The organism is Neobacillus cucumis (genome assembly GCF_023715505.1).
Genome location: NZ_JAMBOH010000002.1, coordinates 409,399 through 432,787 on the forward strand (window position 1 = coordinate 409,399; position 23,389 = coordinate 432,787).

28 protein-coding genes are annotated in these 23,389 nt (G+C 41.0%); 5 read left to right on the forward strand and 23 right to left on the reverse strand.

Annotation, left to right across the window (positions count from 1 at the left end; all coding sequences use genetic code 11):
* Positions 1-703 precede the first annotated feature (703 nt).
* From M3226_RS04555 to yugI, 3 genes are all read right to left on the reverse strand, one after another.
* The gene (locus M3226_RS04555) at positions 704-1,975 is read right to left on the reverse strand and encodes a Glu/Leu/Phe/Val family dehydrogenase (RefSeq protein ID WP_251563012.1); all 1,272 of its coding nucleotides are present in this window, start codon (positions 1,973-1,975) and stop codon (positions 704-706) included.
* Positions 1,976-2,000: 25 nt separating this feature from the next.
* Positions 2,001-3,200 carry an ornithine--oxo-acid transaminase gene (locus tag M3226_RS04560; protein ID WP_251563014.1) on the reverse strand — a complete coding sequence of 400 codons (1,200 nt, stop codon included), beginning with the start codon at positions 3,198-3,200 and terminating at the stop codon, positions 2,001-2,003.
* 192 nt (positions 3,201-3,392) lie between these two features.
* Positions 3,393-3,791 (reverse strand): S1 domain-containing post-transcriptional regulator GSP13, encoded by a 399-nt coding sequence (gene yugI / locus M3226_RS04565; RefSeq protein WP_251563015.1) that lies wholly within the window; start codon positions 3,789-3,791, stop codon positions 3,393-3,395.
* A gap of 208 nt (positions 3,792-3,999) precedes the next feature.
* On the opposite strand from yugI, the gene M3226_RS04570 reads away from it, so the two are divergent.
* Entirely contained in the window at positions 4,000-4,215 is a 216-nt protein-coding gene (locus M3226_RS04570) for a helix-turn-helix domain-containing protein (protein ID WP_251563017.1), read from the forward strand.
* A 180-nt stretch (positions 4,216-4,395) separates the two neighbouring features.
* Here the strand turns inward: M3226_RS04570 and M3226_RS04575 are convergent, their stop codons facing one another.
* From M3226_RS04575 to M3226_RS04600, 6 genes are all read right to left on the reverse strand, one after another.
* Positions 4,396-4,659, reverse strand: a complete 264-nt coding sequence (locus M3226_RS04575) for a DUF1871 family protein (RefSeq protein WP_251563019.1) — start codon at positions 4,657-4,659, stop codon at positions 4,396-4,398.
* Positions 4,660-4,706: 47 nt separating this feature from the next.
* The gene (locus M3226_RS04580; protein ID WP_251563021.1) at positions 4,707-5,891 is read right to left on the reverse strand and encodes an alanyl-tRNA editing protein; all 1,185 of its coding nucleotides are present in this window, start codon (positions 5,889-5,891) and stop codon (positions 4,707-4,709) included.
* A 138-nt stretch (positions 5,892-6,029) separates the two neighbouring features.
* Positions 6,030-6,395 (reverse strand): hypothetical protein, encoded by a 366-nt coding sequence (locus M3226_RS04585; protein ID WP_251563022.1) that lies wholly within the window; start codon positions 6,393-6,395, stop codon positions 6,030-6,032.
* Between the two features lie 115 nt (positions 6,396-6,510).
* The gene (locus tag M3226_RS04590; protein WP_251563024.1) at positions 6,511-7,062 is read right to left on the reverse strand and encodes a superoxide dismutase family protein; all 552 of its coding nucleotides are present in this window, start codon (positions 7,060-7,062) and stop codon (positions 6,511-6,513) included.
* A gap of 109 nt (positions 7,063-7,171) precedes the next feature.
* Complete coding sequence (locus tag M3226_RS04595; protein WP_251563026.1) at positions 7,172-7,381, reverse strand: hypothetical protein; 210 nt, start codon at positions 7,379-7,381, stop codon at positions 7,172-7,174.
* A 124-nt stretch (positions 7,382-7,505) separates the two neighbouring features.
* Positions 7,506-8,255, reverse strand: coding sequence for a peptidylprolyl isomerase (locus M3226_RS04600; RefSeq protein ID WP_251563028.1), 750 nt, complete (start codon positions 8,253-8,255; stop codon positions 7,506-7,508).
* A 107-nt stretch (positions 8,256-8,362) separates the two neighbouring features.
* Between M3226_RS04600 and M3226_RS04605 the strand changes: the two genes are divergently transcribed.
* Positions 8,363-8,743 (forward strand): kinase-associated lipoprotein B, encoded by a 381-nt coding sequence (locus tag M3226_RS04605; RefSeq protein WP_251563029.1) that lies wholly within the window; start codon positions 8,363-8,365, stop codon positions 8,741-8,743.
* 42 nt (positions 8,744-8,785) lie between these two features.
* Here M3226_RS04605 and kapD read toward each other — a convergent pair whose 3' ends face one another.
* The 9 genes from kapD to M3226_RS04650 all read right to left on the reverse strand — a co-directional run bounded on the left by kapD (position 8,786) and on the right by M3226_RS04650 (position 16,502).
* The gene (kapD, locus tag M3226_RS04610) at positions 8,786-9,409 is read right to left on the reverse strand and encodes a 3'-5' exonuclease KapD (protein WP_098528060.1); all 624 of its coding nucleotides are present in this window, start codon (positions 9,407-9,409) and stop codon (positions 8,786-8,788) included.
* A gap of 173 nt (positions 9,410-9,582) precedes the next feature.
* Positions 9,583-9,966: a hotdog fold thioesterase gene (locus M3226_RS04615; protein ID WP_251563030.1), complete on the reverse strand. Its 384-nt coding sequence runs from the start codon at positions 9,964-9,966 to the stop codon at positions 9,583-9,585.
* A gap of 298 nt (positions 9,967-10,264) precedes the next feature.
* A complete protein-coding gene (locus tag M3226_RS04620; protein ID WP_176541077.1) occupies positions 10,265-10,522 on the reverse strand; it encodes a hypothetical protein in 258 nt (85 codons plus the stop codon).
* Between the two features lie 811 nt (positions 10,523-11,333).
* Positions 11,334-12,842 (reverse strand): leucyl aminopeptidase, encoded by a 1,509-nt coding sequence (locus tag M3226_RS04625; protein ID WP_251563031.1) that lies wholly within the window; start codon positions 12,840-12,842, stop codon positions 11,334-11,336.
* Between the two features lie 111 nt (positions 12,843-12,953).
* On the reverse strand, positions 12,954-13,565 hold the full coding sequence (locus tag M3226_RS04630; protein ID WP_251563032.1) for a 3D domain-containing protein: 612 nt from the start codon (positions 13,563-13,565) through the stop codon (positions 12,954-12,956).
* 115 nt (positions 13,566-13,680) lie between these two features.
* Positions 13,681-14,004 carry a YuiB family protein gene (locus M3226_RS04635; RefSeq protein ID WP_098528056.1) on the reverse strand — a complete coding sequence of 108 codons (324 nt, stop codon included), beginning with the start codon at positions 14,002-14,004 and terminating at the stop codon, positions 13,681-13,683.
* Positions 14,005-14,168: 164 nt separating this feature from the next.
* Positions 14,169-14,300, reverse strand: a complete 132-nt coding sequence (locus M3226_RS04640; protein WP_251563033.1) for a YuiA family protein — start codon at positions 14,298-14,300, stop codon at positions 14,169-14,171.
* 157 nt (positions 14,301-14,457) lie between these two features.
* Positions 14,458-14,949: an NUDIX domain-containing protein gene (locus tag M3226_RS04645; protein ID WP_251563035.1), complete on the reverse strand. Its 492-nt coding sequence runs from the start codon at positions 14,947-14,949 to the stop codon at positions 14,458-14,460.
* 335 nt (positions 14,950-15,284) lie between these two features.
* A complete protein-coding gene (locus M3226_RS04650; protein ID WP_251563037.1) occupies positions 15,285-16,502 on the reverse strand; it encodes an NAD(P)/FAD-dependent oxidoreductase in 1,218 nt (405 codons plus the stop codon).
* Between the two features lie 463 nt (positions 16,503-16,965).
* Between M3226_RS04650 and M3226_RS04655 the strand changes: the two genes are divergently transcribed.
* Positions 16,966-17,964, forward strand: coding sequence for an NAD(P)/FAD-dependent oxidoreductase (locus tag M3226_RS04655; RefSeq protein ID WP_251563039.1), 999 nt, complete (start codon positions 16,966-16,968; stop codon positions 17,962-17,964).
* A gap of 234 nt (positions 17,965-18,198) precedes the next feature.
* Here M3226_RS04655 and M3226_RS04660 read toward each other — a convergent pair whose 3' ends face one another.
* Positions 18,199-18,564: a HesB/IscA family protein gene (locus M3226_RS04660; RefSeq protein WP_374110547.1), complete on the reverse strand. Its 366-nt coding sequence runs from the start codon at positions 18,562-18,564 to the stop codon at positions 18,199-18,201.
* 126 nt (positions 18,565-18,690) lie between these two features.
* Positions 18,691-18,930: a YuzB family protein gene (locus M3226_RS04665; protein WP_251563241.1), complete on the reverse strand. Its 240-nt coding sequence runs from the start codon at positions 18,928-18,930 to the stop codon at positions 18,691-18,693.
* 211 nt (positions 18,931-19,141) lie between these two features.
* Here M3226_RS04665 and M3226_RS04670 point away from each other — a divergent pair, with 211 nt between their 5' ends.
* Positions 19,142-20,209 (forward strand): NAD(P)/FAD-dependent oxidoreductase, encoded by a 1,068-nt coding sequence (locus M3226_RS04670; protein WP_251563043.1) that lies wholly within the window; start codon positions 19,142-19,144, stop codon positions 20,207-20,209.
* 35 nt (positions 20,210-20,244) lie between these two features.
* Here M3226_RS04670 and M3226_RS04675 read toward each other — a convergent pair whose 3' ends face one another.
* Entirely contained in the window at positions 20,245-20,574 is a 330-nt protein-coding gene (locus tag M3226_RS04675) for a YuzD family protein (RefSeq protein WP_251563046.1), read from the reverse strand.
* Positions 20,575-20,724: 150 nt separating this feature from the next.
* On the opposite strand from M3226_RS04675, the gene M3226_RS04680 reads away from it, so the two are divergent.
* Entirely contained in the window at positions 20,725-20,964 is a 240-nt protein-coding gene (locus M3226_RS04680; RefSeq protein ID WP_251563048.1) for a NifU family protein, read from the forward strand.
* Between the two features lie 187 nt (positions 20,965-21,151).
* Here M3226_RS04680 and M3226_RS04685 read toward each other — a convergent pair whose 3' ends face one another.
* Complete coding sequence (locus M3226_RS04685; RefSeq protein WP_251563050.1) at positions 21,152-22,141, reverse strand: 2-hydroxyacid dehydrogenase; 990 nt, start codon at positions 22,139-22,141, stop codon at positions 21,152-21,154.
* 81 nt (positions 22,142-22,222) lie between these two features.
* Positions 22,223-23,227: a spore coat putative kinase YutH gene (yutH, locus tag M3226_RS04690; RefSeq protein WP_308211928.1), complete on the reverse strand. Its 1,005-nt coding sequence runs from the start codon at positions 23,225-23,227 to the stop codon at positions 22,223-22,225.
* Positions 23,228-23,389 lie beyond the last annotated feature (162 nt).

Sequence of the window (23,389 nt, forward strand, 5' to 3'; positions counted from 1 at the left end):
TCTTATCTGTCGTAGGGCCGGATTCTTATTCCCTTCGAAGGTTATGACTCGCTCTTATCTGTCGTAGCACCAGATTCCTTTTCCCTTCGGGGGTTATGACTCGCTCTTATCTGTCGTAGCACCGCATTCCTTTTCCCTTCGGGGGTTATGACTCGCTCTTATCTGTCGTAGGGCCGGATTCCTTTTCCCTTCGGGGGTTATGACTCGCTCTTATCTGTCGGAGCATCGGATTCCTTTTCCCTTCGAAGGTTATGACTCGCTCTTATCTGTCGTAGCACCAGATTCCTTTTCCCTTCGGGGGTTATGACTCGCTCTTATCTGTCGGAGCACCGCATTCCTTTTCCCTTCGGGGGTTATGACTCGCTCTTATCTGTCGTAGCACCGCATTCCTTTTCCCTTCGGGGGTTATGACTCGCTCTTATCTGTCGTAGCATCGGATTCCTTTTCCCTTCGGGGGGTATGACTCGCTCTTATCTGTCGTAGCACCGCATTCCTTTTCCCTTCAGAGGTTATGACTCGCTCTTATCTGTCGGAGCACCAGATTCCTTTTCCCTTCGGGGGTTATGACTCGCTCTTATCTGTGCGTACTCTTGAATTCTTAAAAACATACTAGGAACGCTGACGTTTAACCATTTTCAAAGTTATAATTTTCCCTCGGTTACAAAAAAAATTCCCTGTATCGATGTACGATACAAGGAATTTTTTAGACCCAGCCCCTGAAAAGGGCCGCTTCTGCCAATTTTTTGACTCCCACCATATACGCAGCAAGACGCATATCGATATGGCTGCTTTGTGCCAGCTCATAAATTCGCCCGAAGGCCCGGATAATTTGTTCTCGCAATTTTTCTTCTATCACTTCTTCATCCCAATAAAACCCCTGTTTGTTTTGAACCCATTCCATATAGGAGACGATCACACTTCCAGCTCCAGCTAAAACATCGGGAATGAGCAAAATATTACGCTCAGAAAGAATATTTGTCGCCTCAAGTGTGGTGGGTCCGCTCGCAGCTTCTGCGACAATTTTTGCTTTAATATTGTAGGCATTTTCAGTGGTTATTTGATTTGCAATCGCTGCAGGTACTAAAATATCACATTCTTTTATAATAAGCTCTTCGTTTGTCATCACGCTATCAAACAGCGTGGTAATTGTTCCAAAACTATCCCGGCGATCCAGAAGATAATCAATATCTAATCCATCAGGGTCATAAAGGGCACCGTAAACATCGGATATACCAATTATTAATGCCCCCGCGTCATGTAAAAACTTGGCGACATATCCCCCTGCATTACCAAAGCCCTGGACAATCACCCGAGCCCCTTTGATTGAGATTCCACGCCTTTTGGCTGCTTCTTCAATACAAAGGGTAATTCCTTTTGCTCCTGCTTTTTCCCATCCCTCGGAACCGCCCAGCACCAAAGGTTTTCCTGTGATAAAGCCCGGGGAGTCATATTGCCTGAGACGGCTGTATTCATCAAGCATCCAGGCGATAACCTGCGAGTTCGTATACAGCTCAGGGGAAGGAATATCTTTTGTTGGTCCGACCACTTGGCTGATCGCGCGGACGTACCCACGACTTAACCGCTCTAATTCTCCAAAAGACATGGTCCTAGGATTACAAATGATTCCGCCCTTGCCACCGCCAAACGGCAGGTCACAAATTCCGCACTTCATGCTCATCCACATCGATAATGCCTTGACTTCATCCTCGGTTACATTCGGATGGAATCGGATTCCCCCCATTGTCGGTCCGACTGCATCATTATGCTGGGAACGAAAGCCTTTAAAAATCTTAGTGGAGCCATCATCCATCCGAACAGGAATCCTGACGGTGATGGATTTCAACGGTTCCTCTAAAAGATGAAACATATCTTGATGATATCCGAGTTTTTTTAAGGCATCGTGTATTACAATTTTTGTCGATGCAAGTAAATCCAATTGCTCAGCATCCACTGTCTCCTCATCCATCGTCACCATGTTGGCACCCCTAGTTATTTCTTGATTATCCAAGTACTTTGTTAATTCGTTCAATGGCCCAGTCTAATTCTTCTTTAGTAATGATAAGCGGCGGTGCAAAACGAATGACTGTTTCATGTGTTTCTTTGCATAATAGTCCATATTCTTTTAGTTGTTCACAATATTTTCTTGCTGATTCTGTCAATTCTACTCCAATGAACAAACCTCGGCCGCGTACTTCCTTGATCTTTGGATTGTTGATTGCTTTCAATTTATTGATAAAGTACTCCCCAAGCTCCAATGATTTTTCGGCAAGTTTTTCGTCAACTAGAACATCTAGAGCCGCGATGGAAACGGCACAGGCGATTGGGTTTCCTCCGAAGGTCGAACCGTGTGAGCCAGGATTGAATACGCCTAATACCTCTTTGTTGGCGACCACACAGGAGATTGGAAAGACGCCTCCGCCAAGGGCTTTACCAAGGATATACATATCCGGTTCAATCCCCTCCCACTCGCTGGCAAACATTTTACCGGTCCGTGCTAAGCCTGCTTGAATCTCATCAGCAATAAATAGGACATTGTTTTCTTTACAAACATCGAATGCCGCCTTCATAAAGCCTTCTGGCGGGATGATAATCCCGGCTTCCCCTTGAATTGGCTCAATTAAAAATGCTGCTGTGTTTGGAGTAATCGCTGCTTTAAGCGCCTCTAAGTCCCCATATGGAATTAACTTGATACCTGGCAGCATGGGGCCAAATCCACGCTTATATTCAGCATCAGACGATAAGGAGACCGCCGTCATCGTTCGTCCGTGGAAGTTCCCGACACAAGCGATGATTTCAGCTTGATCTTCCGCCAAGCCTTTTACATCGTAGCTCCAGCGCCTTGCTGCCTTAACAGCCGTCTCCACTGCCTCCGCACCCGTGTTCATCGGCAATACCATGTCTTTGTTCGTTAATTTACACACTTTTTCATACCATGGACCAAGCTGGTCGTTATGAAAAGCGCGAGAAGTTAGCGTAACCTTATCCGCCTGATCCTTTAGTGCCTGAACAATCTTAGGATGGCGGTGGCCTTGGTTAAGCGCGGAGTATGCACTAAGCATGTCCATGTACTTGTTGCCTTCTGGGTCTTCCACCCAGACCCCTTCAGCGCGTGAAATGACGATTGGCAGCGGATGATAATTATGGGCACCATACTTCTCTGTTTGCTCAATCAATTCATTTGAGCTGTTTCTTGTATCCATGCATTTTCCTCCTGTTTATTTCCGAATTCATGTATAGATACTTCTATTGTAGCCGAGCCATGAAAAAGAATGAACATTTTTTTCTATTAATTTTTTATACGATCGAATTACATTTATAATTTCCAACAAAAATAAAAAAAAATAAGCCTGGTCCAAAGATACAAAATGATCTGGCCCAGGCTTAGATTCTGTTTACTTTTTAACTTCTTCCCGTGAAGATTGGTCAATCCATTCTTGCAGTTTATCTTTTAAGGTATTAAAACCTTGTTGCCCATCTGCTTCAGGAATGATCGCTGCAGCTTGACGTTTACGAGGCTTCTTTGGCTTAGCAGCCTGTTGTACCGGTGCTTCTTCAGTAGCACGGATAGAGAGGCCGATTTTTCCAGCTCCTTCATCTATTGATAAGACTTTGACCTTAATTTCATCTCCAACTTTAAGATGTTCATTAATATCTTTTACATAACCGTGCGTGATTTCCGAAATATGAACAAGACCTTGTGTTTGATCATCTAACGCAACGAATGCCCCGTATGGTTGAATTCCTGTTACCTTACCTGTTAATATACTTCCAACTTCAATTTTTTCTGTCATGAAAACACTCCTAAGTAAATAATTATTTTTCCCTATATACGCATTAAAAAATTATATCATAAACCATGCCTTTAATCAAAATTATGGGTGAAATACGTACAGTCCTTTAAACACCTTAACATAAAATTCATAAATGCATAAGGAAAAGGGAGTATTTCCATGATATACTAATAGTGAGAAAATATCTTTTTAGGATGAGGTGAACGGTATGAATTCAATTGGGCAAAGCATCAAAATGGGCCGTGAAATGCTTAACATGACTCAAGAGGAATTAGCTCAAAAGATTAGAGTAGGAACCTCTACAATCGCTAAATATGAAGCAGGGGAACAAATTCCAAGTAATCAGACCATCTTAAAATTATCTACTGTTCTAGATATACCTGCATCTGAGTTATTACAGAAAAATACCACTGTGAATCCGTGAAAATATTTAGTTTAAAACGGTATAATTTACCGTTTTTTTATTTTAATTCATTTTTTATGTATAAAAATGGGAGAAAAGGGAAAACTAATTATAAAGCTTTCTAGTATTCCCCCTTTTTGAGAGGACAATCCAACAGGTTGTCCTCTTTTTTTACCGTTTATTCAACCAGCTTTTCTTAACTTACAATGAGCAGGATTGGTTTTCTTTTATGACTAACAAATCTATCGCAATTTTACGACATTCGTTGATTGGAATCACTTTTTCAAATGAAAATTCATAAATAGATTGAATCCGGTCTGCTAATTTTAAAGGGTCATCCAGCTCATGAACAGCTTGAATCGTATCAGCTATTTCTGTATCATAATCGCCACTGGCTAAGTGAAAAGGATCCCATTGATTCAAGACGTCTACAAACTGCAGATTGGTCTGTACCTCTTTTCGCATATTTCCCCTCCATCCTTTTATATTACTATTCTAACAAATAACCGGGCCTAGTTCATCAAGGTTAAAAGCTTATCTAGGATTTGCTCACCAGTCAGGAGAGCCTCTCCACCGCCTTGGGCAAAGGAATCATTTCCTCCGCCCTTACCATTAATCATCGGCAAAATCTCGCCGATTAGTTTTTTCATATTCTCTGTTCGTTCTTTTCCTTTTGCGAGAACCACTTGTAAGCGAGTCCCATCCGTTGAAACAAAAAAGACGAGACTGTTTTCATGATCGGAAACAACCACACGGGCCAGTTTCTGGAGCTCTTGGATTGTCCTGTTTTCAAAAACCTTCGTCACGACAGGCTGATCTTTTCCTGCCAGCTCCTTCGCTTCATATTGGAGTAAATATTCTTTGGACTGTTCAAGTGCTTTTGTTAGTTGTTTCTCATTTTCCAATAATCGGATGACAGCCTGCTGCATGCCCTTTTCTGGGGCATTTAAGAGGTTGGTTAATTGGTGTAACACGTTTTGTTTCTCTTCCAGCTTTTTGAGCACACGCAAGCCACAGGCAAATTGAATCCGGATATTTTTTCGTTGCTTTTCCCAATCTAAAATCTTAATGGCACTGACCTCACCGGTTGCCTTGGGATGCGTTCCGCCGCAGCCATTATAGTCAAAGTCGGGGATGATCACAAGCCGGATATCTTCTTTTACCTTTGTCTCTTTCCTTAAATCATATTGGGACAATTCTGCCTCTGTAACCCATTTTGTTTCAATGGGGCGGTTCTCGAGAATGATTTTGTTAGCAAGCTCTTCCGCTTTTAAGGCTTCTTCCTTTGTTAATTCTTCCGTCGCTAAGTCAATGGTTAGGTTTTCGGTTCCCATATGGAAGCCAACTGTTTTATAGCCAAACAAACGGTCAAAAGCAGCCGATAAAATATGCTGACCCGCATGCTGCTGCATATGATCGAATCTTCTTTCCCAATCAATCATACAGCTTACATCAGAATCTACGGCTTGTAATGGTGCGTCAAGATAATGACGAATTTCACCGTTAACTTCTTCTACGTCAATAACCGCCCTGTCCGCGATTCGACCTGTGTCATGCGGCTGTCCGCCTCCGGTTGGATAAAAGGCTGTTTGATTGAGGACAACATAATTTTTGCCCGTTTCATCGCTTTCTTGCTTTAAAATAGTTGCAGAAAAGGTATGTATGTATGCATCCTGATAATATAGTTTAGCTCGCATTAGAATAAGCACCCCTGATTGTTTTTGAATGGATGTTTTCATTGTCTAAAAAGATGGCCATGAAATCAAGCGAAAAAGAAGAACCTGTGCCTTATTTGAAAAGTACAGGTTCCTCTTTCCACTGTTTATGTTATGCTATTACTTATCTTTTTTCCGCTGGCCAGAAGAAGTTGGTAGTTGCCCTTGCATGGATCCGCCCATTCCGCCCATACCTTGAGGAAAGCCCATTTGCTGCTGACCGCCCATCATTTGCGGGTAGCCTCCCATTTGTTGGGAACCTCCCATTTGCGGGTAGCCTCCCATTTGCGAATGGCCTCCCATTTGTGGGTAGCCTCCCATTTGCTGGTAACCTCCCATTTGCGGGTAGCCTCCCATTTGCGGGTAACCCCCCATTTGCGGGTAGCCTCCCATTTGTGGATAGCCTCCCATTTGTGGGTAACCTCCCATTTGCGGGTAGCCTCCCATCATTTGTCCTGAAAATCCGCCAAATTGTCTATTTTCCAAAAAAAATCGCCTCCTTACATTCTCGCTAATAGTGTATGTCCACTTTTTGGATAAGCTTAGATGGATACCTAGGGAAGCAAAAAAAATAAACTATCCGCTCGGGATAGCTTGTAACCTATTGTTTTTCGTCCTGTGCCTTTTTTTGCTCAATCTTCTTTTCTTTAGAAATTTCACCACAGGCAATTCGATTTCCAGAATCCCCTGCCGGCTGGGTCATGCCATCATCTTTACCTTCATGAATAACAATGGAAGTCCCTTCTTTTGTAAACAGAGATTTTTTTCCGTTTTTTAAGGTAACATTCGGTGCCATTAGTTCAGCCTTTACGGACCCGTCATTCTCGACAATTAAATTGGGCAAATCTCCCGCATGAGCTCCTTTTGGATGCAAAAGACCATGCTGTTTATTTTCAGGATTAAAATGGTTCCCCGCTGATTTAAAATCAGGGGCCTTGCATGTACCAGATTCATGTATATGTATGGCATGTTCGCCTGCAGGAAGTCCAGTTAAATCAACGGTCATTTTAACACCGCTCGACTGCTCAGCAAGCGTTATGGTCCCGAGCGAATCTCCTGATGGATTATATACTTGTACGTCTAACTGTTTCACTTCTTTTTCCATACACCCCGTAAGCAGGAGAAGCGGAATAAGCATCCAGCTTTTCTTCATAGTTTCCCCCCATTTAGACATTTTGAGAATAGTATCGGCAATCAACTCTTGAACTATTCTAAAAGTGGAAACAAGTGCCTTTATGGAAAGATAAAAGGAACAGTTGTATTTAACTGTTCCTTTGCGTGGTTTGATTCTTGTTTATTTGATCTTCTAACTCTTTTGTTTTTAAGGCTTCCCGGTTGGAAATTTTGATAATGAGACGCATGGTTACTAATGCACCGATTAAAAAAATAACACACGTAATGGCTGCAGGAATGTATTCTCTTTTATCTTCAGGAAAGTACAAAAATAATGCTAGTACGGATGGCAGAAACATTTTTCTTCTCCCTTTCTCTTAAGGCACTAATAAGTTCACTTTATTATAGCAACAAAAAGAATTCCGTACCAACAGAAAAGCGGAAGCGCCTTGACCAAGCGCTGGAGCTGGACATTTTCAGAGTCTATTTTAATACTTTAATCCCTTTGATCACGACATCTTCCTCCGGTTTGTCCTTTGCATCCACTTTTACATCTGCAATTTTATCCACAATGTCCATTCCTTCGATCACCTGACCGAAAACGGTATGACGGTGGTCCAGCCATGGGGTACCACCGTTTTTATCATAGGCATCAATGATTTCCTTAGGATAGCCCGCCTTGTCCATTTGCTCTTTCATTGCAGGATCCAATGTTGTTTTCTGAACAATAAAAAACTGACTCCCATTCGTATTGGCTCCCGCATTTGCCATGGATAAGGCTCCGCGAAGATTGAAAAGATTTTCAGAGAATTCATCCTCAAATGGAGTTTTCCAAATACTTTCACCGCCGGTTCCGTTCCCCTTTGGGTCGCCGCCTTGAATCATGAAGTCCTTGATTACCCGGTGAAAAATCAATCCATCATAGTATCCATCCTGACTGTGCTTAACAAAGTTTTCGACAGCCTTTGGAGCATACTCTGGGAATAGTTTAATTTTAATTGTCCCCATTGAGGTTTCCATTTCCACTAATTTTTCATTTTCAGCCACGTCTGTTGAAAGCTGCGGATACGTTGTGTCTGCCACTTGCTTTGCTCCTTCCTTCTGCTCTGTTTTTGGCGCTGTAGTTTTTGTGTTTTGTGATGCTTCGTCATCTTTCTTCTGGCTTGTCCCACACGCAGCCAACATTAGAACAGTCATAAATAAAAAAAATATGAATGGCCCTTTCTTTCTCATTTATCATCCCTCCATTTTCTCACTTTAAACTTTTTGCACTATGTTTTTAATTTAGTCATAATGAAGGAGTGGAATCAAGTGAATTTTATACGATTGGGGTGGATGACGTGACAGAATTACAAGTTGGCAATGTGGTTACGGGGATTTATAAGACAGGGAAGTATATCGGTGAAATTACTGAAGTACGCCCTCAAGCTTACTTAGTCAGGGTGTTGGCGGTTGTGAAACATCCGATGCAAGGAGATCTCCACCATCCAAAGGATGCAGATGTCCTCATGTTTCATGAGAGAAAAGCCCTTAGTTACCGGGAGCAGACGAATATTCCCAAACAAATGGTTAAACCGTTTGAGGGCGAAGTTCCTGATTATCAGGAATCTCTAAAAGAAGCTTTAGAGAAGATGAAAAAGGAATTGACGGAAGCAAATTCAGAGTGGGCAAAGATGAGCATTCGAGCTTTGGAATCCTTGGAAAGAGATTATAAGATTTAATTAAACATATAAAGGCCAAATCAGTTTGAGTGATTTGGCCTTTTATGCAAATTCATTTAAGAGTTTTGAAAAATCAATTCGGTCGCCGATGGTGGTCGGTTTTGGTTTTTCCAAATAGCGTTTATCCTTTTCGACTAGCTTGAATATATTATAGGTAGTCAAGGCATCATCCAATGCCCGATGGTGTTTACCTGTCCCTTCCTTCCCATACTCCTGAACGGCTTTCCATAGACCTGTTTGATTTTGGTCTCCAAAGAATCGTTTATATTCCATTGATAAATCTAATTCTGCTCCCTTAAACGGGAACGGAACTCCCGCCATTAAACAATTTTGCCGCAGTACCTTCATATCCATGTTTCCCCAAGTAACGATGGTCGTATCAACATTGTCCTTATTGAATTCTGCCAATTTCTTAATGAGCTCGTAAATGGTTAATCCCCTGTCCACCTGTTGCTGCGTGATATGTAAGAATGATTTGCAGCGTTCGGATAGTCTCGGAAATTTTAACGGGGTTACATAGGAAGAAAATTGTTCAGTTACTTGGTCATCTACAATGGCAACAATTCCCACCTCAATAATTTCTGCGAAAAAATCCTTCATACGAACATTTCTCTCTGGCATTGTAAACTCAAAATCAATAAATAAATATTGTTTCTTTACTCTCATAACATTCACCACCTTCTCTTATTCCATCTTACTACCATTATATAAAGATACATGTACAAAAAATTGTGCTTTTTTTCTATTTTTTTTATTATAACATGAATTTCATTAGAATTTTTTAAATTTTTGTACAATGGACACAAAAAAAGAATGGATAACCATTCTTTTATCAGGCATTATTTTTTATGTTTAATAACGGCCATTGTACATCTTGAAACACAAATGAGACGGTCTTGTTCATCGGTAATTTTAATATCCCAGACCATCGTTGTTTTGCCCTGATGCAAAATGGTTCCTACTGCGGTGACAACTCCGTCCGTTTTTGGGCGGACATGATTAGCGTTAATTTCCAATCCAGCAACTGCTTCATTTTCTTTGTCAACGAGTTCATAAGCTCCAAGGCTTGCAACTGTCTCTGCTAAGGCAACAGATGCCCCTCCATGCAGCAATCCAAATGGCTGTTTTGTCCGGTGATCGACAGGCATAACTGCAACTACTTTCCCAGGCTCTAGCAGCGTAATTTCTATTCCGAGTGCTTCAATTAATGTATCTTTAATCATCTTACCCCTCCGGTACATATTCTGATTTCATATTAACCTATTCTTCACTTTTGTTCATATTCCTTTATGTTGGAAGAACAAAAGCGCAAGCGCCTTGAACAGCCCCGACAAGCATAAGACGCTCAGGGAAAGAAGGCGTTCTTTGCCTTCATTCCCTGAGTGGCTGTAGACCATCGAGGGGCTAGGCGCTGGAGCTGGACGTCGAAAGTCTTTTATAAACAGTTATCCACGAAGAGAAAATTTTATAATTTCCTAAAAGACAAGAAAAAACAGCTGCAAGAGCTGTTTTTAACGGGATTTAAACGAAACCAGGGTATCCGACTCCAGGGTAGCCACCGAATCCTCCTGGATAACCACCGAATCCTGGGTATCCACCGAATCCTGGATAACCACCGAATCCTCCTGGGTAACCATAAAATGGCCGGGCTCCAAAAGAAGCACCTATTCCTCCGCCAAGTAAACCTCCTAAAAAGCTAAGACCACCTATCGCTAACGGCCAGCCAAGACCTATAAATCGTTGATCCTGTACCGGGTACGGGCTTCGATATGGGTACATATCATATTACCTCCTTTTTCTAAGCTACTTGCCTACACTATTTCATATGCGGAAACACAGCGATTGGAGTGGGCAAATAGAAAAGCGGAAGCGCCCGTTTAGCGGCGTATGGCCTGGAGTGATTCGAAAGTTATAGGTTTCCGTTGCGTTTGTCCCTTTGGAGCCTTCATGTGGACAGATTTATAAGGTTTCCCATCACTTATGTCTTCATGGAACTTTCATGCGGACAAATCTTGAAGATTTCTCATCACTTTTGTCCTCATGGAGCCTTCATGCGGACAAATCTTTAAGATTTCTCATCACTTCTGTCCTCATGGAGCCTTCATGCGGACAAATCTTTATGGTTTTCCACTGTTTGTGTCCTCATGGAGCTTTTATGCGGACAGATCTTTATGGTTTTCCACCGTTTGTGTCCTCATGGAGCCTTCATGCGGACAAATCTTGAAGATTTTCCATCACTTCTGTCCTCATGGAGCCTTCATGCGGACAAATCTTTAAGATTTCTCATCACTTCTGTCCTCATGGAGCCTTCATGCGGACAAATCTTTAAGATTTCTCATCACTTCTGTCCTCATGGAGCCTTCATGCGGACAAATCTTTAAGATTTCTCATCACTACTGTCCTCATGGAGCCTTCATGCGGACAAATCTTTAAGATTTCTCATCACTCCTGTCCTCATGGAGCCTTCATGCGGACAGTACCTTAAGCTTTCCTCTCCCATTTGTCCTCATGAAACCGTCTGACCGTAAAAAAAATTAATTATTAAACCTTTCAACTAAAAAACTGCCGGAATTCTCCGGCAGCGATAGGTTTATTTTTCAATTGGTTCAAAGCGTTCGACAAACAGCGCAAGGGTACGGGTCATAACACCAGTAGCACCTGCTGGACCTAAGTCATAGTCTTTTGATGTGGTGGCCGTTCCGGCGATATCCAAATGCACCCATGGCTTTCCTTCCGTAAACTCACCAATAAATGCACCCGCTACAAGGGCGTGTCCCTCACTTCCTGGCGAATTATTTAAATCGGCCACTTTACTGTTGCGAACACGTTCCTTCTCCGTCTCAAACAACGGCAATAACCACATCTGTTCTCCTGCCTCAACAGACGCCTCCAGAACTTGCTCATACAAACCATCATGATTAGTCATTGCACCAGTGGTATGCAGGCCAAGTGCAGTAATGACTCCGCCTGTTAGCGTAGCCACATCGACTAAATAATTAGCACCATGATGTATTGCATATGTTACCGCATCTGCTAAAACTAGACGTCCCTCTGCATCCGTGTTTAAGACCTCAATCGTTTTACCATTCATCGATGTAATCACATCATCTGGTTTAAAGGCTCCGCCCGAAATCATATTATCGGTAGAAGGAATAACCGCAACCACATTTTGCTCCGGTTTAATTTCACCGATGATTTCCATCGCTCCAAGAACAGCTGCTGCCCCGCCCATATCAGTTTTCATTCCGACAATGCCAGCCTTTGTTTTAATGGAATAACCGCCTGTATCGAAGGTAATCCCTTTTCCGACCAAACCAATAACATCGGTCCATTCATCTTTTCCTTGATATTTTAAAACAATCATTTTAGGGGGCTCGACAGACCCTTTATTAACAGCGAGGAATGCCCCCATTCCTAACTTTTCAATCTCTGCTTTATCAAGAATTTCGACTTCAAAGTTGTATTTAGCTGCTAGCTCTGAAGCATAGTTCGCTAAATCTGCAGCCGTCAATAAATTACCTGGAGTATTCACAAGCGTGCGCGCCGAATTGGTTGCCTTTCCGAATGCATAGCCAACCGTTAAAGATGCCTGCACATCCTCTTCTTCGGCGGCAGCGCTATAAACAGTTACATCCTCAAGTCTTTTCTCAGGCTCATTCGATTTTTGTTTATAGCCATCAAATTGATATGTGGAGAGCGCCATGGCCTCACTCAAAGCATGAGCCGTATCTAAGCTATCAAGTTCATCGCTAACAAACGTATCTAAATAAACAGCTGTTTCTACATGTTTATATAACTTTAGCTGCTTAAAAACCTTTCCAAAAGCGGCTCGAAGCTTATCGAAGGATAAATCCTTTTCTTTTCCTAGTCCCACAAAATAGATTCGCTTTGCTCCAATTTTTCCAAAAGTATGTACTTTAGTAATGCTTTTGAGCTTAGCTGAAAGGTCACCTGACTTCACTAATTCGGTTAATTGCCCGTCAAATTTTTCATCTAAGCCGGCTAATAGTCCTGCAAATTTTTCAGGCCTTTCAAATATACCTACGACTAAGCCCTCATGACCCGCCGTTAAGTCTAATTCTTTTTTTACATGAAACATGTTCCTTCACCTCCGAAATGTACCTCTACATTATAACGAAAAGATCATTTTATTTCGAGAATCTGATGAATGTAAAAAGCAGGCACAAGGCCTGCCAAATTCATCGTATTGTTATCTTTTTTCCGAGCTTGTATACTGCCCGCGGAATACCTGAAGCGTTTTATCATTATTTAAAGTTAGCAATTCCTGTTCGGTAAGATGTCCATTTCCTTTTTGAATGACATAGACATTCACCTGCTTTTTACCCCACTGCTTATATACGTCCTCCACAGTCTTATAATAAAGGTCTAGCTCATTTCCCTTTATCGCTCCTCCCTTATCCGCCACAACTCCATATCCATAACCAGGGATAAATAGAATGGTACCGATGGGAAAAACGTTTAAATCAGCGGCTACGGTTGAAAATAGATCACGTTTCACTTTTACACCTGAGTAAGTAATTCCATATTCAGGATGCCCCTGGCTTTTCCCAGTGGATTCATATCCTGCCGTATAGCCTGTAGCGGTCACTGTATATTTTGGGTACTTAGACCAATCAAACGCATCCTCGAGGAGCGGAGTTGATTCTCCAGAAACAGGTTTCGTAAACGAAAGCGCTGACGCAAATGGCAGAATGAACGATTTTGCACTTACGCCAGTAATGGACTGAAAGGTTGCTGCTAATGCCATGATAAACAGGCAAAACATTGCAAATCGTTTCGTCCAATTTTTCATTTTAATCATTGAATTTTTCACCCTCCAAAAATATTCATTCCCAAAGTGAAGGGAATTATACAATTTTGGGGTGAAAAATGATTTTAAAGAGACAAAAAAAGACCTTTACACCACCGTAAAAGTCCTAAAACATTTGATATCCACTTTTTCGTAATAGTTTAATTGTAAAACCAGCCGCAATCGCGCCTGCTAGACCGCTAATCAAAATTAGAATATCCGCTGTAGCTAACGTGCTGATTCTTGACCCAAGATCTTGAAAGGCATGTTTACTATTTGTAAAGTACTCCACAAACTCTACTTTATCAACAATAAAGATGGCTATGATGGGGTAAACAATTGCCATTACCCATGACATTCTTAAGAGCATATTCAGAATAAAACCGATTCCAAAAAATAAGACAAAAAATAGCACAATTGAGATGATTAGGACTACTATGCTCATCTGCATCCGACAATTCCCCCTTTATACATCAATTAGTGTACTTAAAAAGCCCAGGAAGAGTCAAGAAGAATAGCACAAGTGCCCGTTTTGCACACGACAGGAATGGTGATGGACAACTTTAAAAAAAGTAAGCAAAAAAAATAGCCTCTTAGAGTAAGAAGCTGATATGCTTAGTTATCTTTGTTCTTACCAGTTCCTTCACAGTTTGGGCATGTCTCCGAACCGCCAAGTACTAATTGAAAATAGCCCTTACCCTCACAATAATCACACGTTTTGGTTGTATCAATCGTTTTCACAGTCATCTCTTTCGCCTCCCTTTGAATATTAACTTAATTTTCTGATAATATACCAAGGATTCGTGAAAAAGAAAAGAGCTAAATTCACGCAAAATTGAATATGAAAACGGATACATGTCAGATTATCTTCCATTTACGAAAGGTTGCTTAATTTATCAAAAAATTAAAAAAATAACTTATAGGAAGTGTAGCCAAACTGGTTACCGGGGTTAATATCATCTGCTCCTGGTTTAACGACTGAGAGACTTTCTTGGATTAAATAATGTAAAAGTATGGAGGCATCCTTTTCTAAGCTTAGCTGCTCAGGTGCCATGAAACGGGCCTCATACAACTCTTTTTCTTGATGAGTGATGGTAAGCTCTCCGGTAGGCTCTAGTAAAAACACAAGCAAATTATCGCTAATCTCCCCTTTGATGACACCTGTCCTAAGCCCAAGCAGACCTTTAATTGTACAATCGATCCCGGTTTCTTCTTTCACTTCTCTTAAAACAGCCTGGTCTGCTGTTTCGCCCTCATCCACAAATCCCGCAGGCAGAGACCATTTTCCCTTTAAGCCGCCGTATCTTTTTTTTACAACGAGCCATTCCCCTTTATTCGATTCCACTAAACCGGAAACGGCAAGCCAAACCTTTCCGCGTTTCTGATTATTGCTCATGTAAAAAGTCCCCCCATTCTTGAAAAAGCACTATTCTTTTTATCCCTCCCTTGTCGGCATGTGAAACGTCTTCGGACAGAACTACTTTTTTTGGCCCTTTTCCTGACCGAAGTTGAAATTACCTTCGGACAGAACTACTATACTTGGGCCTCCCCTGGTCCGAAGGTGACCTGCCTTCGGACAGGACTACTATTTTTGGGCCTTCCACAGTCCGAAGGTGACCTGCTTTCGGATATCTCTGTATTATCATAACAAAAAAAGAACAGAGCTACTCTGTCCTTTTTTTTTAAAATGATAGATACACTAACGCCCGTAATGGCATTCTGCTTCACATATTAGAATAAATTAAATTTACCTTTTTTCAATACCATACCTGCTCCGCCGATCATGTAAAGGGCACGGTTATCGACTACTTTTTTCATAAAGGAAGCTTTTCCGCCGGTAATCTTTTTGCCAAAAACGACACCGATCGCGTCATCTTCACCTAGTGAACATACGGTACCTTTATTATCAAAAGTAAAGGTTTCTAGCTCAGACTTATTACGAACTAAAGCGGCAATATTTTTCGCTACAACCTCACCCTGCTGCATCGCAATTTGTGCGGTTGGCGGGTATGGACGATTGATTTCTTCGTTAATCACAAGAGAGCTGTCACCAATAATGAAGACATTATCAAATCCAGGAACGCGTAAATCTGGCTGAACCTTAACACGGCCTCTCATTGCTTCAAAACCTGATTTTTCGATGACCGAGTTACCACGTACACCAGCAGCCCAAACAACCGTTTCAGCCTTAATTTCATATGGCTCAGCATCGCCTTTTGCTACAAGAATACCGCCAGGAACAGCTTCCTTAATCGCAGTACCAATTAAAAACTCTACACCTTTACGTTCAAGAGTAGAAACTGCATAATTCACTAGTTCAGGATCAAAACCTGGCAATACAGTTGGGGCTGCTTCCACACAATAAATTTTTACCTTGTGGAAATCCACATCATATTCATGGCACAGTTCTGGAATCCGGTTCGTTAACTCACCAAGGAATTCAATTCCCGTAAAACCAGCACCACCAACAACGATAGAAAGACGATTGTCATTCTTTTCTTCTTCCATATTGTAAGTAGCAAATTGATATTCAATATGCTCACGTAATTGACGGGCAGAATTGACATTGGTAATTCCAAATGCATATTCCTTTAAGCCTTTGATACCGAAAGTCTCCGGCTCACCGCCAAGGGCAATGACAAGGTAATCATAATCAACTTCGCCTTTTTCTAAGATAACTTTCTTTTCATCTTTATTAATCTCTACTACGGTATCCTGAACGAAATCAACCTTACTGCGGTCGATGACATCACGAATATCATAGCGGACCTTATCATGGTGAAGCGTACCAGCCGAGGCCTCATGTAACCATGTTGTTTCATAATGGTAGTCATTTTTATTTACTAACACAATATCCGCTTCATTTACACCAATTAACTTTTGCAAACGAACTGTTGTAAGAAGTCCGCCGTAACCCGCACCAAGAATCACAATTTTAGGCTTTCTCAAAGTGATCACTTCCACCTTTTATAGTATTTTTGTATAAATGTCCTTTTTCTTATCTTCCACTGCTATGCTCATTTTTATTTTATTTAGCTGCAAATTAATGTATGTGAGATAATTCACGATACACAGCAAAAAAATATGTGATGTAATTCACGAATAGGAATAAAGAAAAAGAAATGACGATCAGTACATAGAAACGTGTGAGGCATTTTAAAGTAAAAGAATGAATAAGATAAATAGAGACCCATTCACATAACTGTACCTATTTTGTCACACAATCTTAACAATATATCCACAATACATCTTATGCTAATTTCCCTCTATTTTCAAGCCATTTATAAAATATTTTAGCTGATTTTATTTATCAAAAATTACTTTATCTAAATATTCACAATAATGGATATGTGGATGACGTTATTTATATAATATAAGGAATGAGTTTGTTATACTCGTTGGGGGGATTCGGATGCAAAAGAATCAAACAGTTTTTGATATTACCATTATTGGCGGCGGTCCTACCGGTCTATTTACTGCCTTTTATGGCGGTATGAGACAAGCAACAGTAAAAATCATTGAGAGCTTGCCGCAGCTTGGCGGCCAGTTGTCAGCCCTATATCCGGAAAAATATATTTATGATGTAGCAGGTTTTCCTAAAATCCGTGCTCAAGAATTAATAAATAATTTGAAAGTACAGATGGCAAAATTCGAACCAACAGTCGTACTAGAGCAGTCAGTTGAAAAGCTAGAAAAGCAAGCAGATGGCGTCTTTAAATTAACAACAAACCAGGAAGTCCATTATAGCAAATCGGTCATTATTACAGCCGGTAACGGGGCATTTCAGCCTCGTCGTTTAGAGCTTGAAAGTGCAGGGCAATATGAAAAGAAAAACCTCTATTACTTTATTGAAGACTTACATCAGTTCACAGGGCAAAAAGTCGTTGTATTTGGCGGCGGAGATTCTGCTGTCGACTGGGCGTTAATGCTGGAACCTATCGCTGCAAAGGTAACCATTGTTCACCGCCGTGAAAGGTTCCGCGCCCATGAGCACAGTGTTGCGAGCCTCTATAACTCAAAGGTTGAAGTAAAAACTCCTTATGTTCCTGCAGAGTTAATCGGTGACACTAACGGAATTAAACAAGTTGTCCTAAAGACCGTAAAAGGTGCAGAAACGGAAACGGTTGATGTTGATTCGGTTATTTGTAATTATGGATTTGTTTCATCACTAGGTCCAATTAAGGAATGGGGACTGGAAATAGAAAAGAACTGCATTGTCGTAAACTCAAAAATGGAAACCAATGTACCAGGCATTTACGCAGCAGGAGATATTTGTACATATGCCGGAAAAACTAAACTAATTGCCTGTGGATTTGGCGAAGCACCAACTGCAGTGAATAACGCGAAATCCTACATTGATCCAAAAGCAAGAATTCAGCCGCTTCATAGTTCGTCCATGTTTAATAAATAGGAAAAAGGCGTCTTTAATAGGCGCCTTTTTTGTTATATCAAATTAAAATTGAGATATGTCTAGCTCCAGCGACTAGGGGCTCGGGATCATAAGCTTATCCAGTTGCGGCTCCTTGGGACTAGAGCCATAAACCGCCACTTTTAGGTCAATCCATCAAGAAGGCTGAAGAACAGCCTTCCCGCCGGCTCGTCTGTAGCCTTGCGCCCCTGTTCAAGGCGCTTACGCTTTTCTGTTTTAGCATTCTTCTGGTGTACCAGTTGCAGTTGCAGTACGGAATGAAGAACCGCAGCCGCATGAAGCGATGGCGTTTGGATTATCAATCGTAAATCCGCCGCCCATCATTGATTCTTTATAGTCTATTTTTGTACCATTCAATATCGGGGCACTTTCTTTATCAACTAGAACAGTAATTCCATATTGTTCAAACTGAAGGTCATCCTCATTTACTTCATGTTCAAAGCCCATTCCATAAGATAGGCCGCTGCATCCGCCGCCTTTTACACTAACTCGTAAAAAGGCACCTTCCTCTTCGTTATGCTTCATCATTTCTTTTATGTGTAATGATGCCGCTTCAGTCAGGATCACAATTTCTTTACTCATCATAACTCCTCCTTCTCCGCCTGCTTTTAATTTAGTATATACACTTATAATTCAAGTCTCAACTGAATCAAAGCACAAATTTTTAACTACCGCATTATATAAAAAGGAGCATAATTTGCTCCTTCATTAAAACATTGGATTTTCTTCCAAGTATTGATAAATATTATCAACCAGATCCTCAGGAGTATCTCCTGTGACAACCTCTCCATTTACGAGTGCATAAAGAGAGAGGGCACATTTTCCACAGTATCCTAGACATCCATATTCAATAATATCCAGATTCGAATCTCTTTGAAGTTTTTCAAGTGCCTTTTGAGCACCGTTTGCCAAGTTGCTAATGCAAAATTCAATGATCGGTTTAATCAATGTTTTCACCTCTCCACACCTACTTATCCTACTCCATTAAAGTAAAACCGTCAAATACCACGTTCTCTATATACTTGTCAAGAACCAAATAAATGATGTTGTTATTTGGACACATTTTAGATATACTCTAATTTGGTTATGCTATATAATATTATTCTACTATTTTTTTGCGAAAGATACATAAAGCCTGATAAACAAAGGGGTAATAACCATGAAAAACCTTGTGATTCTCGGTGGCGGCTATGGTGGAATGAAAATTCTTAACGAACTTCTTCCCAACCATTTGCCTGAAGATGTTACCATCACACTTGTCGATCGTGTTCCGTATCATTGTTTAAAGACGGAATACTACGCCTTAGCTGCCGGAACCATTTCTGATAAAGAAGTGCGGGTAGCTTTTCCTGAACACCCACGCTTGATGATTAAATATGGCGAAGTATCGGGAATTGATACAAACGAACGTAAAGTGATCTTGAAGGATGCTGAACCAATTCAATATGATGATCTAGTGATTGGTCTTGGCTGTGAAGATAAGTATCATGATGTCCCGGGAGCAGCTGAATTTACTCATAGCATTCAATCGATTGAAAAAGCCCGTCTTACCTATTCCCTCTTAAACAACCTTGGCCCAGGCTCTGTTGTTGGAATTGTCGGGGCAGGATTAAGCGGTGTTGAATTAGCAAGTGAGCTAAGTGAAAGCCGTGAAGACCTTCAAATAAAATTATTTGATAGAGGTAAACACATTTTATCTTCATTCCCCGAAAGATTAAGTAAATATGTTGAGAATTGGTTTATCCGGAATAATGTTGAAATTATTAACCAATCCAATATTACAAAGGTGGAAGAAGGGCGTTTGTATAACCACGACGAGCCGATTGATTGTGACGTTATTGTTTGGACGGCTGGAATTCAAGCGAATCAGATCGTCCGCCAAATAGACGGAGAAAAAGACCGTTTAGGAAGATTAATTGTCACACCTCATCACCACTTACCGAATGATGAACATGTGTTTATTGTCGGTGACTGTGCCAGCTCATCGCATGCCCCAAGTGCACAATTAGCTGAAGGGCAGGCAGAACAAATTGTCGAAGTATTAAGAAAGCGCTGGAATGGTGAACCACTGCCTGCCGAATTCCCGCCGATTAAACTAAAAGGCGTACTTGGCTCGCTTGGAAAAAAACAAGGCTTTGGGCTCATGGCTGACCGGGCTATCACCGGACGTGTCGCCCGTATCTTAAAATCGGGAATTTTATGGCTATATAAATTTCATAACGGGTAATAAGAAAGCATTCCAGGCTGAGTCTGGAATGCTTTTTATGGTTGTGCTATATATCCGTATTTTTCAAGTTCTGCAAAAATGGTTTTCAAGCGAGGATTCCCTTCGCCGACGATTTTCTCATTAATGACGACAACTGGATAAAACAAATCCTCCTCAATCACCCGTTTGGCAAACGTTATTTTTTCGCTTTCACCAGATGGCTGATAAATATCCACATACGTCATCTTAAATGGCTGATTCGGAAACTTTCTGCTAATGGCCGCTTCCAGCCATTCAAAGGTCTCTTTTGATGATGGTAAATTCACACAGCTCGGGCATAAGGTCTCAGCACCGTATAAGACAATTTCTACTTTATTTGTTCCCATCAAAATCATTCCTGTCATTTTTCTTTTATTTTAAACAAAAAGTAAGATAAAAACTAAAATAATGTTTTTTAATGTGTATTTTCCTAATTTCTGAGAATGGATTTTTAGCACCAACCACATTATAATATAATTAGGAAAGGAGTCGATCATATGGCAACAGAAACTGAAGTATTTGAGCAAGTTCAAGAAGTATTAGATAAATTACGTCCATTTCTTCTTCGTGACGGCGGAGATTGTGAATTAGTAGATGTAGAGGAAGGTATTGTAAAACTTCGTCTATTAGGTGCTTGCGGCAGCTGCCCTAGTTCTACCATTACACTAAAAGCCGGTATCGAAAGAGCCCTTCTTGAAGAAGTTCCTGGCATTGTAGAAGTTGAACAAGTATTCTAATATCAAAAGCGGAAGCGCCTTGAACAGGGGCGCAAGGCTACAGTCGAGCCGGCGAGTAGGCTGCTCTTTGGCCTTCTTGACGGATTGGCTGTAGACCTCTGAGCCCCTAGGCGCTGGAGCCGGATGTTTTTAACTAAAAATAGAAAGAAAAGCGATTGCCAAGAGCGGCAGTCGCTTTTTTTTCTATTTATCCTTTTACTAAGGGCCGCCAGTCTTTATTAACTAATGTCTTTGGCTCTTTTCCGTCTAAGGTAGATATTATATTTTCAACACACAACTGGACCATTGCTGTCCTGGTCTCTGTACTTGAACTTCCAATATGAGGAAGGGCAACGACATTCGGAAGTTTTAATAACGGATGGTCTGCTGTGATAGGTTCCTTTTGAAACACATCTAGTCCTGCTCCGGCAATCTCCCCAGCGATAAGGGCTTCATATAATGCCTGTTCATCGACGACTGCTCCTCTTGAGACATTAATAAAAATGGCAGACTGCTTCATTTTCTGGAAGACTTCCCGGGTAAACATGTTACTTGTCTCAGGTGTAAGAGGTGTTAGACAGATAATGAAATCTGACTGCTTCACAAGATCCTCAAAAGATGCGTAAGTAACCCCTAATTGCTTCTCTGCTTTAGGTTTTCTTGTCCGGTTAAAATATAGGATGTTCATGTCAAATCCTGTTGCCCGTTTCGCAACAGTTTCACCGATCCTCCCCATTCCGACAATCCCAAGTGTTTTATGGTGAATATCGTTACCGGCTAAAAGAAAAGGACTCCAAGCTTGCCATTTTCCCTCTTTTACAAACTCTGCCGCTTCCACAATTCTTCGGGCAGCTGCCATTAACAGGGCAAACGTTAAGTCTGCGGTCGTATCGGTCAGGACATCCGGTGTATTGCAGACGGCGATTCCTTTTTCACTAGCTGTTTTTAAATCAATATTATTAAATCCAACAGCAAGGTTTGCTACAACCTTTAGATTTTTTCCCGCTGTTAGAACACTTTCATCTATGGAATCCGCCAATACGGTAAAAAGGGCATCTGCCTTTTTAGCTTCTTCCATTAAGATCTCTCTTGGGACAGGAATATCATCATGTTTCCACATCTGTACGTCATATTTTTCTTTTAATGGATTCACTAGTGCATCTGGAAGCTTTCTCGTAATATAAATATAGGGCTTCATCTCGTGTCACATCCTTGGGCAGTTTTACTAGTAGTGTAACATATTTTCTATGTGAGGCTTCCTTTTAACAATTAGATTGGATTATTTTGTGTAAAGCCAATCTAGCGATGGAAGGTGTAATTGTTTGATTGGAGCACCGGATATTGGGTAGAACTCTGCTAAAAATCGTTCATAATCACTGGCTTGCCGTAATATTTTACTTAACCGTTCTTCCAGTATTTTCTTTTCCTGTTCAGAACGGGTGATATAATAACTCTCAATACAATCAAAGTAGTGAAGCGGAAAAACTAATCGTGCATAGAGCAACCGCCATGAAAACGAGGATAACGGCGAAATGCTTTGATAATCTTTATAAAAGTTCCTTAATTCGACTTGATAGGTTTGGATGTTGCGAAAATATCGTTCCCTCGTCCACTCGGCCAAGTCTCGGCTCCGATGATCAAATACCCAATCAAACGGATTTTTTATCATGTACTTGTCATAAGGCCCCCAGGTTTTACTTGTAAACCGCTCATGACAAACGGTCCCGCTATCCGTTTCGTTCGGTTCGTCATCAATTTCCGTATCGACTAAATATTGAATGGCATTCTCTGTCAGACCTAAATAATAAGGGAAAGAATCAACAAACATCCGCTCAAATTCATCTTCCGGTGATTGAAATAAAAGACCATTCCAAACCCTTTCCATTTGCTCAAGGCGTTTTTCCCATAATGTTTTCCATTGTCCAATCCGGCTTGCCCTTTCAATTTGAAACGGAACCCTTCTGCCTCGTTCATGGAACCTGGCAAGCTTACGTCCTAACTTGATTTTTCGCTGTTCTTCCACTTGCCGGTTTGCTAGTACGCAATATTGATTTTGTTCCCAAGTGGTAATTAAGCTGCCTTCTTTTGACTGTAAAAAAATGGGCACATTTTGGTCCCCATAATTTCGTAAATGTTCCGCAATCTTTTCCAGTTCTGATATATCCTCTTCTGCCTTCCCTGCCGGTTTAGAAATCAAGTAAAGCCAGCCATTTCCCCGCAATGCCTCATACACATCTAACTTCACATATTCTTCTACCGTGACCCCATATTGATTCTCCAGCATTTTTTGAAGCATCCTCACACCTCGCCTTATTTACCTGTTTTACTCTATGTATATGTATAGCAACAAAAAACTTGTTGTTTTTAAAAATAGTGAATAGGCTAAATAAAGCAGGGAATTATAACATTTTAGTTTGTTGATTGGAACTGCAATTGCATAATTTAA